Below are 15308 nucleotides of genomic sequence, written 5' to 3' on the forward strand. Positions count from 1 at the left end.
TCACGCATGGTCGTCGTTCTGTGTCATCGGACCCGCAACCGGGTCGGCGGCCTGTGAGGCAGACGGTGATGCGGGCTGCACGAGCGGCACGCTGTCGCGCGACATCATCTGCGCCATGGCCACCACGATCTTGCGCGGCTCCTGATAGGGGTCACGCGCGTGGGCGACGAGCAGGTTGTCGAGCATGACCACGTCGCCACGCTGCCAGTCGAAGCGGAACGCGCAGGCGTCGTACGCGCGACCGACCAGAGCCATCGTTTCGTCGTCGATCGGCGTGCCGTCGCCGTACAGCACATTGCGCGGCAGACGGTCTTCGCCGGCGATGTCGAGCAAGTGTTGCCGCACGTCCGGCGCCAGGAAATACGGGTGATGCAGTTGCACCTGATTGAAGAACGCCATGTCGCCCGTTGCCGGATGCCGGATCACGCCGGGGCCGCGAGAGACGGTCTGCAAGGTATCGCCGAACCAGCGCACTTCGGTGCCCACCGCCCGGCAACGCGCCTCGACTTCCTCACGGCTGTCGGTATGGAAGAACTGCCGCCACGGCACGTCGAGCCCTTCGATGAACGTGCGGACGTAACACAGCCCCAGACGTGCGAAGCGATCCACGACCTCGGCAGGCAACCGGCGCAGCATCTCGCGGCCGTCGACGATCGGCGTTGCGCCGCCGACCTGCGAAGGCAACTCGCAGAAGAACCACTGTTTGCGCGGCCATTGCTCCAGATGCGAGCTTTCATTGTGGAAGAGGATCATTTCCTTTTCGGGATAGGGCGTGGAGCGGTACGTCCTCTCACCCTCCTCCTTCTTCGGCAGATCGCCGTAATCGCCGTAAAGCTCCGGCACGATCGCCTCGACGAAGCGCTCGAACTGACGCGGCCCCTCGATGGCGAAGCCACGCAGCAACAGACCGCCGTGTCGGGCGAGCCAGACGTCGATCTGTTCGCGATGGCGTGCCGCCCAGACGAACGGATCGAGATCGGCGTGCAGCGGTTCGATCAGCGCCGGGAAGCCCGTACCCGCCTGCATCGGCGTGACGCGGACCTGAAAGTCCGGTGCGGCGGTATTGCCGTCCGGGCTGCCTGAAGCATCGGATGCCGCACGAGCCGTGCGGCGTGCGCCGCCGAGGGCGCCCAGCTTGTCGAGTTTTTCCAGCTTCGCAGCGCGGGCAGCGTCTCGCGTGCGCGCCGCATCAGACACCGGGGTGGTCTCGTTCGTCGGATTGTCGGGTTCCATGAGATAGGTCTCCAGAAGCTTGAGCCAGGTGGCAACGAAGCGTTCGATGCTTGCGTGCACGAACAGATCGGTTGCGAACACCCATTCGCCGGCAAAGCCGAGCGGGGTTTCATGCATGAACAGCGCCATGTCGAATTTCGACGACGCGGTAGGCTGGCCGATCGGGTCGATACGCAGACCGTCGATAGCGAGCGCGCCGCGCGGCGTGTTCTGCATGACGAAGAGGGTTTGCACCAGCGGACTACGGCCCGGCTCGCGCGCCACGCCGCTGGCCTCGACGATTCGCTCGAACGGCAGCGCCTCGTGAGCGATGGCGCCGAGCATGGCGTCATGCGCGCGGCGGGTGAGCGCGGGGAACGACGCGCCATTCGCCGCAAAACGCGAGCGCACCGGCAGCACGTTGACGAAGAAGCCCAGCATCGATTCGAGCGCGACATCGTTTCGCCCCGCCGAATCCACGCCCACCACCAGATCGTCCATGCCGGTCAGTCGATGCAGGAACGCCTGATAGCTCGCGAGCAGCACGCTCGACGCCGTCGTCCCGTGACGCTGTGCGAAGGTCCGCAACGGCGCGTCGAGATGCTTCGGCAGGGTGAACGGCACGCCCGCGCCTGCGGTGGACGTCGCCTCAGGGCGCACGTGATCGGTGTCCAGACGGAGCGCCGCTGGTGCATCGCGCAGTGCATCGCGCCAGTACGTGCGCAACGCGTCACCCGAGGCGCCGTCCAGTGCCTTGCGCTGCCAGTCCGCGTAGTCCACGTACTCCACGCGATCCGTCTGCGGCGCGGACAGCTCCGACGTCGTCGAGAAGACCGGTGCTTGCCCAGATACATGCCCCTCACGCACCGCCGAGTAAGCGGAGGCGAACTCGCTCACCAGCACGCTCATGGCCCAGCCGTCGGCAATGATGTGATGCACGGCAAAGAGCACGACATGGTCGTCCGACGACAGGCGCAGCACGCGAATCCTGGCAAGCGGGCCGCTCGCGAGTCCAAAGCGATGCCGTGACTGCGCGGCGATGGCCTCGGCCACAGCGGCTTCCTGCGCCGATGCGGTTTGTCCTTCCAGATCGACGACATCGATGTCCGCTTCACCCTGCGACGCGATGCATGCATACGGCACGCCGTCGTCGTCCGGATAGCAGGTGCGCAGCACCTCATGGCGAGCGACGAGCCACGCCATGGCGGCACGCGCCGTGTCGACATCGAACGCCCCCTGCACCCGCATGGCCGTCGCCAGCGTGTACGACGCCGCGTCGTCCGGGCTGGCGAGCTTGTCGGCCAGCCACAGACGGTATTGCGTGGGCGACAGCGGCATGCGCGACGTGCGCGGCACACGAACCAGCGTCGGGGCCTCAGCCGCCATACGCGGCGCCTGCGCCAACTGTTGCGCGAGCGCGCTGAGCGTCGGCGCGGTGAAGACGTCGCGCAGCGCCATCTCACGACCCAGCGTCGACTTCACACGCGAGACAAGCTGCAACGCCTTGAGCGAGTGACCGCCGAGCGCGAAGAAGTTGTCGTCGCGTCCCACCGCCGGCACATCGAGCAGCGATTGCCACAGCGCCGCCAGCGCGATTTCCGTCTCGCCCACGGGCGCCGCGACGTGCGCCGCCTGAGCCGCCTGCGCGGCTTCAGCCGACGGCAGCACCAGCGCCCGGCGATCGACCTTGCCGCCCGGTGTCATGGGCAGCGCGTCGAGAACGACAAGCACCTCCGGCACCATGTAGGCCGGCAGCGTGGCGGCGAGGGCCGCACGCAACGCGGGCACGTCCAGCGCTGCACCGGTCTCCGCCCTAACCCATGCCACGAGTCGCTTGTCTTCGCCCCCTGGGGTTGCGAGCGCCGACGCCACCGCCTCGCGAACCCCCGCGAGCGCCAGCAAGGCGGCTTCCACTTCGCCGAGTTCAATGCGCAGGCCGCGAATCTTGACCTGCTGATCGATACGTCCCAGATAGTCGAGCTGACCGTCGGCGCGCCAGCGCACTAGGTCGCCCGTTCGATAGCAGCGGCCCCCGTCGGTACGCGACGGGTCCGGCACGAAGCGCTCGGCCGTCAACGCCGCACGGCCCAGATAACCGCGCGCCAGCAGATCGCCGCCAATGACCAGTTCGCCGACAGCGCCCTGCGGCACGGCCGTCATGTCAGGTGCGACGACCTGCACGCTGCGCCCCGGCAACGGACGCCCGATCGGCACCGTGCCCGGGAACGTCGCGGCAGTCGCTTCCGCCACCGACGTTGCGTCGTAGACGGTTGCGGTAATGGTCGCTTCGGTCGGCCCATAGGTGTTGATCAGCGTGACCGGGGCGAGCGCCGGGCTTGCCTGCGTGCGCCGCCAGCCCTGTGCCGACATCGCCTCACCGCCCGCGTGGAACTCCCGCAACGGTGCAAGCGAGGCGCCGCGCTCGGCCAGATCCTGCGTGAGTACGTGCCAGTAGGCCGTAGGCAAGTGCGCCACCGTCAGACCATGGCGAGCCACCCGGGCGACGAATTCGTCCGTCGTCCAGAGGTCGGGGCCCCGCATGACCACCGTCGCGCCCAGACACAGCGGCGGGAAAAGCTGCTCCACGAAACCGTCGAAGTTCACGGTCGAGAATTGCAGCACGCGATCCGACGGCGTCAGACGCGCGTAGCGAATCGTCGCGTCAATATGGCCGGAAAGCGCTGCGTGCGCGATACCCACGCCCTTCGGCTGCCCGGTCGACCCCGACGTGTAGATCACATATGCGAGACGCTGCGGCAGGTCCGGCACCGACGGTGCGTCCGATGTCACAGCGCTTGCCGACGGCTCAGCGATATCGACGTTCACCACCGCGACACCCGGCAACTGCGTCAGTGCGGGCAACTTGTCTGCGACGGCGGCGTCGGTCACCAGCAGGCGGATGCCGCTGTCTTCGATCATGTACGTCAGGCGCGCCAGCGGGTAATCCGGGTCCAGCGGCACATACGCCGCACCGGCCTTGAGGATGGCCAGCATGGCGACGATCATGTCGAGCGAGCGCGTCATGGCGATGCCGACGCACGTGTCGGACTTCACGCCCGCGTGGCCCAGACGTTGCGCAAGACGGTTCGCCCTGACGTCCAGCTCGGCATAGGTCAGGTGCGCGTCGTCGAGCACCAGCGCCAGCGCCGACGGCGTGCGCGCGGCCTGCGCGGCGATGGCGACGTGCACGGCCGTCTGCGCGAACGCGCCCGATGTCGTGCTGTCGCCTTCGCCCCAACGACGCAGGCGTTCGATTTCCGCGTCGTCGGCCAGCGTGATGTCGCCCACCGCCGCGCCCATCGACGTGACGAACGCCGTCAGCACCCCGAGGTAATGCGTCATGAAGCGCGCGACGCTTGCCTCGTCGAACAACTCCCGGGCGTACTGGAAGCTGCCGTCGATGACGCCGTCCGGCGTGCTGCGCAAGTTCAGCGTCAGATCGAACTGCGCGGCCTGCTCGACCGCGTCGAAGCGCTCCGTGACCAGCCCCGGCAGCGATTGCAGCGCACGGCGGCTCTCCTGCTCGAAGTTGAACATCACCTGGAACAGCGGCGCGTGCACGAGGCTGCGCTCCGGTTGCAGCGCCTCGACCAGTACGTCGAAAGGCAGATCGCGATGCTGTTGCGCACCGCTCACGCGCTCACGCGCCTGCACCAGCAGCGCTTCGAGCGTCATGCGCGGGTCGATCTGCACGCCCAGCACCTGCGTGTTGACGAACAGACCGATGAGGCCTTGCACTTCGGCGTGTTCCCGATTCGCCACCGGCACCCCGACCCGAATCGCTTCCTGGCCGGTATAGCGATGCAGCATCGTCTGGAACGCCGCCAGCAGCACCGTGAACACTGTCGTCTCATGGCGACGCGCCAACGCGGCGACCTGCGTAGCGAGTGCCGGCGGCAATGCCACAGGCAAACGCGCCGCGCGATAGCGGCCGCTCGTGTTTCGCGGACGATCGGTCGGCAACGCCAGCACCTGCGCGCGGTCGTCGAGCGCTTCACGCCAGTAAGCCAGTTGGCGCTCGCGCTCGGTGTCGTTCAACACGTCGTGCTGCCACGTCGCATAGTCGGCGTACTGCACCGGCAAGGCGCGCCACGCCGGGGCGCCGCCTGCGAGCGCAGCGGCATAGCCCGTCGTGAACTCGTCGAGCATGACGTCAACCGACCAGCCGTCCGAGACGATGTGATGCATCGCCACGACCAGCAGATGATCCTGCTCGCCGAGCGAGACCAGCGCGAGACGCAGCAACGGCCCCCGCGTGAGATCGAACGGTTGCGCCATGAACGCCGCCGCCCACTCGCGCGCCGCGTCCACGTCGAGCGTCGTGCGCTCGATCGTCACGGGCGTGGCCGCGTGCACGATTTGGAGGACATCGTCCCCTGCCCCCTGCCCGAACGTCGTTCGCAGGCTCTCGTGGCGTGCCACGATGGCGTCGAACGTCGTCTGAAGCGCCGCCATGTCGAGCGCGCCGCGAATCCGGACCGTGTCGGCAATGTGATACGCGCTGCTTTGCGGATCGAGATGCCAGAGCACCCACATGCGACGTTGTGCATGCGAAGCGGGAAGCGGAAGGGGCAACGACGAGCGGTCTGCGAGTGGCGCAAGCGGCCTGACCGGAGACAGTATGCCGCCCTGCATGCTCGATACGGACGTCGCCAGCGCCGCTACCGTCTGCGACTCGAACATCTGACGCGGGGAAAGCGAGATCCCGCGCCCTGCCGCACGTGCCACGATCTTCAGGATCTGAATCGAATCGCCGCCGATGGCGAAGAAGTTGTCGTGACGGCCTACGCGCACTGCGCTCGCGGTGTCGGCACGCCCTTCGGAGAGCACCTCCTGCCAGAGATCCGCCAACGTTTGTTCGAGCGCCGTTTGCGGCACTTCAAATGCCTGTGCTGCGAACGACGGCACCGGCAACCGATGACGGTCGAGCTTGCCGTTGGGCAACTGCGGCAGGGTCTCCAGCACCATCAGGGCGGACGGCACCATATAGTCCGGGAGCGTCGTGCCCAATGCCAGACGCAGCGCCTCGGCGTCGAGCGCCGGTCCCGTATCCGTATGACCAGCCACCGGCGTGACATAGCCGATCAGGCGCGTCACACCGTCGACGTCGCGCGCCAGCACCACGGCCTGACCGACACCGGGCTGCGCGAGCAGCGCCGCTTCGATCTCGCCCGGCTCGATCCGGAACCCGCGAATCTTGATCTGGTGATCGGTGCGCCCCAGGTATTCAAGCTGACCATCGGCGCGCCAGCGCACCCGGTCGCCGGTGCGATACAGCCTTGCACCGTTCTCACCGAACGGATCGGGCACGAAACGATCGGCCGTCAGATCCGGACGATTCAGGTAGCCACGCGCCAGCAGGTCGCCCCCGATCATCAGTTCGCCGATGGCGCCGGCCGGCACCAGTTGGAAATCGGCGTCGACCACATACAACGCGCGTTGGCCCAGCGGCACGCCGATCGGCACCAGCGCAGGCAGCGAATCGATCTCGGCGGCAGACGCGTCGAAGAGCGTCGCCGTCACCGCCGCTTCCGTAGGGCCATAGGTGTTAAGCAGACGCACGCCACCGAACGCGCGGCTCGCGCGCCATTGCCGCAATGCCTCCAGCGGCATGGCCTCGCCCATCGCATGCACTTCGCGAAGCCCGGCAAACGCCTCGTCATCGCCCAGTTCCCGCGTGACCATCTGCCAGTAGGCCGTCGGCAGATCGGCCACGGTGATGCCGTGCTGCCGGACCTGCGCGCGGAACTCCGCAGCGCTCCATACGGAAGGCCCGCGCAGCACCACCGTCCCGCCCAGACAGAGCGAGGGCAGCAGTTGCTCCACGAACGGATCGAAGTTGATCGTCGAGAACTGGAGCACACGGTCGGCTGCCGTGATCCCGGCAAAGCGCGCGGAGACGTCCACGTGACGCGCAAGCACGCCGTGCGAAATCGCCACGCCCTTCGGCTTGCCCGTCGATCCCGACGTGTGAATCACGTAGGCCAGTTGCGCCGGATGGATGCGCACGTCCGGCGCGCTTGTCGCTACGCCGTCGCGCACCTCGAGATCCAGCGTGTCGACGCACAGCACCGGCAATGCGAGATCCGCAGGCAGCCGGTCGAGCACATCGGCATGCGCCAGAATCGCCGCGAGACGGCTGTCCGTGACGATGTCCGCCAGTCGCGACGCCGGATAGTCGGGGTCGAGCGGTACATAAGCCGCCCCAGACTTGAACACTGCAAGGACCGCGACCACGAGGTCGAGCGAGCGACGCATGGCAATGCCCACACGCGCTTCGCCCCGGCCCTGATGCGCGGCGATCAGATGCTGCGCGAGACGGTTCGCTCTCGCGTCCAGCTCGCCGTACGTCAGACGCGCGTCGTCCAGAATGACGGCGACCGCATGCGGCGTTGCCGCCGCCTGACGGGCAATCGTTTCGTGCACCGGTGCCGCGTGCGTCTGGCCGTCGTCGTTACGCCCCCAGCCGATCAGCGCGTCAAGACCCTGCGCATCGTGCAGCGCGATCTCGCCGATGGCGCAATCCGGGGTCAGGACAAAGCCGGACACCAGTCGCGCGTATTGGTCGGCCAGTCGCTGCGCGCTCGCCGCGTCGAACAGCTCACGCACGTAGTCGAGGTCGGCGTGGATCGCCCCTTCGGGCGACTCGCTGGTCGTGAGCGAGAGTTCGAACTGCGCCTCGCCCATGTCCAGCGCAAACGGCTCCACCCGCACGCCCGGCAGTTGCGCCAGTGCCCGTCGGTCGTCGCGTTCGTGGTTGAACATGACCTGGAACAGCGGCGTGTGCGACAGACTGCGTTCCGGCTGAAGCGCGTCGACCAGCGCATCGAACGGCAGATCCTGATGCAGGCGTGCCTGACGGGCACGCTCGTCGATCTGCGCAATCAGTTCGGCCGCCGTGACGCGCGGGCCGAGTTGCGCACGCAGCACCTGCGTGTTGACGAACAACCCGATCACGCCGGACATCTCGGTGCGCTCACGGTTGGCGACCGGCACACCGACACGAATGTCGTTCTGCTGGGTATGGCGATGCAGCAACGCCTGGAACGCGGCGAGCAACACCACATACGGCGTGGTGCCGAAGCGCCGGGCCAGTGCCCGCACCCCCGTCGATACGTCCGCAGGCAACGCGAACGACACACGCGCCGCGTGATAGTCGCCAAGCGTGCGACGCGCGCGATCGGTCGGCAGATCGAGCACCGGCTGCGGCTTGCCGGGCGCGGCGTCGAGCGCATCGCGCCACCAGGCCAGTTGGGCCTCACGCGCGCCATGGTCGAGCCAGCCGCGCTGCCAGACGGCATAGTCGGTGTACTGCACCGGCAACGGCGTCCAGTCAGGCGTCTCGCCCGCGAGGGCGGCACGATAGGCGTCGACGAACTCGCCGAGCAGGATGTCCATCGACCAGCCGTCGGACACGATGTGATGCATGCCCACGACGAGCACGTGCGCGTCTTGCGCCATGCTCACCACACCCACGCGAAGCAGCGGGCCATTGACGAGATCGAACGGCGTGCTCATCCATTGCAAGGCGAATTCGCGAGCACCGGCTTCGTCGCCGGTGCGATGCTCGAATGCACAGGCCAGCGTGCCGTGCACGACCTGCGTGGCCTCGCCGCGCGGCGACATGGCGAACGTCGTCCGCAAGGCTTCATGCCGTTCGACGAGCGAACCAAACGCCTGGCGCGCCGCCTCGGCGTCGAACGCGCCACGCATGAGCAATGCCCCGCCCACGTGATACGCCGTGCTTTGCGGCTGCAACTGCCACAGGAACCACAGGCGCTGTTGCGCATGTGACAGCGGCAGATGGCCACGATCCGTCAGACGAACGATCGGCGCGAGCGCGGTATCGCCCGCCGACCGGGCTGACGCCTCTGAACCGTCCGTCGCATCGGCCGCAGCGGCAAGTGCCGCAAGCGTCGTGGCCTCGAAGCACTGGCGCGCCGTGAGGGCGATTCCCGCCTGTGCGGCGCGTGCCGCGACCTTGAGCACCAGAATCGAATCGCCACCGAGATCGAAGAAGTTGTCGTCGCGACCGACCGTCGGCACGCCGAGCAGATCGGCCCAGATCTCGGCCAGCGCCAGCTCGGTCCGGCCCTGCGGCGCGGGTCCGCCCGCGTGCTGTGCCTCGGGCGCAGGCAGCGCCGCGCGATCGAGCTTGCCGTTGGTGGTGAGCGGCAGCGTGGCGAGCACGCTCACGCTCGCTGGCACCATGTAGTCCGGCAGATGTTGCGCCAGCGCCGTGCGGACCGCCGCCCCGTCGAGCGCCGAGGAGCCGCACACGTAAGCGTGCAGACGCGCGTCCGCCGTGCCGCCCACGGCAATCACCGCCGCGTCCGTCACGCCCGGCACGCGCAGCAGTTGTGCTTCGATCTCGCCAAGCTCGATGCGATAGCCGCGAATCTTGACCTGCTGGTCGATACGACCGAGGTAGACGAGTTCGCCCTCGTCGGTCCAGCTTGCCAGATCGCCCGTGCGGTAGAGGCGTTCGCCGTCCTGTGCAAACGGATTCGGCACGAAGCGCTCGGCCGTGAGGGCTGCACGGCCCAGATAGCCGCGCGCCAGCCCTTCCCCACTGACATGCAGCTCGCCCGGCACACCGACCGGCGCGAGTTCGCCCCAGGCGTCGAGCACGTACAGCCCGAGGTCGTCGATCGGACGCCCCACAGGACTGCGTTCGACACCGAGGTCCCGCGACGTAATCTCACGGGCCGTGACGTGCACCGTCGTCTCGGTAATGCCGTACATGTTGACCATGGCCGGACCGTGATCGCCGTAGTGCGCGAACCACGGCGCGAGCGCGCGCACTTCCAGCGCCTCGCCCCCGAAGATGACCGTGCGCAGGCGCAGGCCGTCCTCATACATCGACGGCACTTGCAGCAGTTGACGGAACGCCGACGGGGTCTGGTTCAGCACCGTCACACCGGTCTCGCGCAACAACGTCGCGAACTCGGCGGGCGAGCGTGACACCGCGTGCGGCACGATGACCAGCGTGCCGCCGTAGCACAGCGCACCGAAGATTTCCCACACCGAGAAGTCGAAGGCGAACGAGTGGAACAGCGTCCAGACGTCCTGCTCACCGAAGCCGAAGCGCGCGTGCGTGCGATCGAGCAAGCGCATGACGTTGGCATGCGTGAGTTGCGCCCCCTTCGGCTTGCCGGTCGAGCCCGACGTGTAGATTACGTAGGCAAGCTGCCGCGCATCGACCTTGATCGTCGGGGCTTCTGCCGCTTCCACGGCGTCCGTGTCGCCCAACTCGTGACCGATGTCGACCACAGGCAAGCCGTCCGGCACCGGCAACAGCTCGCGGTCGCCCGCGCGGGTCAGCAGGCAGCGCATGCCCGAGTCCGCCATCAGATACGACAGCCGCTCGGCCGGATAGGCCGGATCGACCGGCACATAGGCCGCGCCGGCTTTGAGCGTTGCGAGCATGGCCACGATCATCTGCGGCGAGCGTGTCATGCCGATACCGACGCGCGACTCCGCGCCGATGCCCATGGCGAGCAGACGGTGCGCGAGGCGATTCGCCTGCGCGTCGAGTTCGCCGTAGGTGACGACTGTCTCACCGTCACGCAGCGCCGGGGCCTGCGGTGCACGACGCGCGTTCGCCGCGATACGTTCATGCAGACACAACGCCTGCTGTGCCACCGGCGACGCGGCTTGCGACTGCGGCGCACCGAGGGCCGCGATCTGCAAGGCCGTATCGGCGCTCAGGCGCAGCGCATGGGCCGCCGCCTGCGAACCCTCGCCGGCCAGCGCGCGCAACGTGCGGGCGAAGCGTGTCGCAAGCGTCAGCACCTCCTCGCGCGAGAACGACTGCGTGCGGTAACTCCAGCGAATGCGCCACGCCGCGCCCGGCACGACCGTGACGGCGAGCGGGTAATGCGTCGATTCGTCGGTGCTTGCCCCCGAGAGCGTCAGACCGTGCGAAGACGCCTGCGCAAGCGCGCCGTCGACCGGGAAGTTTTCGAAGACGAACAGCGTGTCGAACAACGAACCGCTCAGCGGCGCCACGCGTTGAATGTCGTGCAACGGCGTGTGTTCGAAGTCGGCCGCCTCGGCACGCCGCGCCTGCAAGTCACGCAGCCAGTCGCCCGCCGCATCGCGAAGCGGGCGGTGGCTGACGACCGGCACCGTATTGATGAACAGGCCGACGATGTGCTCGGCGCCGGGCAGCGACGCGGGGCGACCGGCCACGGTCGTGCCAAACGCCACGCTGGCATGCCCCGTCGCCTGATGCAGCATCAACGCCCACGCGCCCTGCGCAAGCGTGTTGACGGTGATGTGTTCGCGTGCGGCGAAGGCATTCAACAGACTGACGGTGTCGGCATCGAGTTCCGAGACTTCCGTCGCGAAATCCTCGCGCGCCTGCGCGCCGGGCAACTCACGAGGTGCGAGACGCGTCGCGCTGTCGAGCATACCGAGCGTCTTGCGCCAGAACGCAATCGCGCCACCCGCATCGTCCTGGCGCTGTGCGACAAGCCAGGCGACATAGTCGCGGAACGTCGCTGCCGAGGCCGTCTGAGCCGCTGCGGACTCATCACGATAGTGGCGCATGACGTCGCCGATCAGGCGCGACGTGCTCCAGCCGTCGAGCAGCAGATGGTGACACGTCCAGATCAGGTGATACGTCGACGCGCCGGTGCGCACGAGAGCGACACGTTGCAGCGGCGGCGTTGCGAGATCGAACGGCTGCTCGCGCTGCGCGAGCGCCAGGGCATCCAGCGCGACCGCCAGCGAAGTCGTACGCTCACGCCAGTCGTGATGCAGGAACGGCACGGGCGCCTTGCGGGCCACCCATTGCAGCAGCGTGCTGCCAGTCGCCACGAAACCGGTGCGCAACATCTCGTGACGGGCACACACGGCCTGCCACGACGCTTCGAAGCGCGCCGGATCAAGTCCGTCGATATCGACGCGCATCTGGTTCAGGTACGCCCCGCCCTGCCCGTCGACCATGGCGTGGAACAGCAGGCCAGCCTGCATCGGCGCCAACGGATAGAGATCGTCGACGTCGCGCCACGGCAGAGGCAAGCTGGCGAGCGTTGCCTCGTCCAGTGCAGCCAGCGGGAAATCGTCCGCCGTCACACCGGCGGCGTGCTCATCGAGACAATGCGCGACGACAGCCGACAGTTCGCGGTCGATGGCAGCGGCCAGCGCTTCGACGTCCGCCTTCGCCATACGTCGCGCGCTGAACGACAAGGCCACGCTCAACGCACCGTCCACGACCTTGGCGTCGATGCTGAGGTCATGCGAGAGCGGCGTATCGCCGGCGACGGTCTGCCCCATCGGTTCCCCGGCTTGCTGCCAATCCTGCCCCAGCGCACCGTCGAAACGCCCCAGATAGTTGAAGACGACGCTAGGCACCGGCACTTCGAAGAGCGCCTCGCGGGTCGCGTCGTCGCCCAGCCAGCGCATCACGCCGAAGCCCAGACCGCGTTGCGGCACCGCACGCAACGCCGACTTCGTGCACAGAATGGCGTCGCGAAGCTCGCCCCGCGCCTGAACGGCAAACGGGTACAGGCTCGTATGCCATCCGACCGTACGTGACAGATCGACGTCGTCGCTCCACGGCTCGCGGCCATGCCCTTCGAGTGCGATGACGTAGTTCGACAGAGGCGTCGGCACCTGCGTCGACACATTCGTCGGGGCGTCTACCCACGAGTGCAGGGCACGCGCTACGGCAACGAGCAGCAACTCGGCCGTCTGCGTGCGATAGGCCACGCCTGCGTCTTGCAGGAGGTGTCGCGTGACGTCACGATCGAATCGGCGTTCGACCCGGGTCAGGTCCGCCGCCAGCGCCACGGCGCCGTCGTTCGTCACCGGCAGATGCGTTGCGCCGCGAATACTCGTCCAGTAAGGCAGCTCGGCGCGTTGCGCCTCGCGCGACGCACCTTGCGCCAGACGCTCGGCCCACGTGCGATAGCTCGTGCCGACCGAGAGCAGCGCCGGTGCGCGCCCCGCACGCCATGCGTCGTATGCCGTGCGCAGGTCACCGAGCAGGATGCGCCAGGACACCCCGTCGACCGCCAGGTGATGCGCGCTGAGCAACAGGCGCTGGCTGGCGTCCGGCAGTGTGATGAGCACGGCGCGCAAGATCGGCCCGTGCGTGAGATGAATGCTGGCGTGCGCTTCGTTGCCGACGGCTTCGATCTCGTCGGCGCTCGCCACAATCCGCGTCCACAGCACTGCCTGCGCGGCTTCGCGGTCGAACGCTGCATACGACTGACGCCATCCGCTGGCCTGCGCCGCGTCGGGCATGAAGCGTAGACGCAGCGAAGCATGAAGCGCGATGACGCTCACCAACGCCTGACGCAGCGCCTGCGCGTCCAGCGGCTCAGACGGCGTGAGCAGCAACGCCTGATGCCAGTGATGCACGTTGGCCATGCCGGCAGCGAAGAACGCCCGCTGGATCGGCAACAGCGGCACATCGCCCGGCGCGTCGTCGGTCGTCACGCGTGCGGCGCCGGCTTCGGCCGGTGTCGCCGCAGCGGCCAGCGCGGCGAGCGTCGGTGCGGAGAAGAGTTGCTTCGGCGACAACGACAGCCCCTTCTGACGGGCACGCGCCACGACTTGCAGACTCAGGATCGAGTCGCCGCCCAGTGCGAAGAAGTTGTCGTGACGCCCCACTTGCGGCACGCCCAGCACCGTCTGCCACAAGTCGGCAAGCACGCGCTCGGTCTCGCCCTGCGGGGCTTCAAACGCCGTGACGGCGGCGCCGGGGTCCGGCAGCGCCACGCGGTCGACTTTGCCGCCCGGGGTGAGCGGCAGGGCATCGAGCACGACGACCGTCTCGGGCACCATGTAGTCGGGCAGCGCGTTGGCAAGCGCCTCGCGCAGTCGGGCGCCGTCCACGGCTTGCGATGGCTCGCGGCCCACATAGGCAATCAGACGCGCGCGGGCACCGTCCGTACGCACGATCGCAGCGGCTTCACGCACGCCCGCCTGCGCCGTCAGCGCGGCTTCGATCTCGCCCGGTTCGATCCGGTAGCCACGCAGTTTGATCTGATGGTCGATGCGACCGAGATAGTCGAGCGCACCGTCGTCACGCCAGCGCACCAGATCGCCGGTGCGATACAGGCGCGCGCCGTCGCCCGCGAAGGCGTCCGGCACGAAGCGCTCGGCGGTGAGTGCCGGGCGGTTCAGATACCCGCGCGCGAGCAGGTCGCCACCGATCAGGAGTTCACCCGGCGCACCGCGCGCCACGAGCGACAGGTCCGGCGACACGACATACAGCCGACGCCCCGGCAGAGCGCGTCCGATAGGCACGAAGGCCGACAGCGACGGCAGCGCGTCGGCGCCGATCTCCGCGGCATCGTAGACCGTCGCCGTAATGGTGGCCTCGGTCGGGCCGTAAGTGTTGATGAGCGTGACCGGCGCCAGCCCGGCGCTCTCGCGCGTGCGGCGCAAAGCCTGCGCGGACATCGCTTCGCCGCCGGCGTGGAATTCACGCAGCGGCGCGAGGGATTCGGCGCTATCCGCCAGATCCTGCGTCAGCGCGTGCCAGTAGGCCGTCGGCAAGTGCGCCACCGTCACACCGTGACGGCGTACGCGCGCGACAAACTCGTCGCTCGACCAGACATCCGGGCCGCGCAACACGACCGTCGCGCCGACACACAGGCTCGGGAAAAGCTGTTCGACGAAGCCGTCGAAGTTCACCGTCGAGAATTGCAGCACCCGGTCGGCGTCACTCAGCTTCGCGTAGGCAATGGTGGCGTCGACGTGGCCCGTGAGCGCGCCATGCGAGATCGCCACGCCCTTCGGAACGCCGGTCGAGCCGGACGTGTGGATGACGTACGCCAGATTGTCGCTGCGCAATGCCACATCGGGCGGCAGCGGCTGGCCGTCGGTCAGAGCGGATTCGTCGATATCGAGACGCTGCACGCCCGCCGACAACGACAGCGAGACGTCGGCCTGCGAAAGTACGACGCGCACCCCGCTATCGTCGATCATGTGCGCGATGCGCGCCGCCGGATAAGCCGGATCGAGCGGCACATAAGCGCCGCCTGCCTTCATGACGGCCAGCAACGCGACCACCATGTCGATGGAGCGATGCATCGCGACACCGACGCGTGCTTCCGGCGTGACAGCCATGCCGATCA

General features: G+C 68.0%; 1 protein-coding gene (only partly in view). It reads right to left on the reverse strand.

What is annotated here, in order from left to right:
* A protein-coding gene (locus A9762_RS10010; RefSeq protein WP_170836215.1) for a non-ribosomal peptide synthase/polyketide synthase crosses the window boundary here: on the reverse strand, nucleotides 1–15308 show its 3' portion. It continues 13033 nt past the right edge of the window; 15308 of the gene's 28341 nt are visible here — the last part of the coding sequence; its start codon lies beyond the right edge, outside the window; its stop codon occupies nucleotides 1–3.

Origin of the sequence: Pandoraea sp. ISTKB, assembly GCF_001721285.1 — a bacterium.
Lineage (GTDB): Bacteria > Pseudomonadota > Gammaproteobacteria > Burkholderiales > Burkholderiaceae > Pandoraea > Pandoraea capi.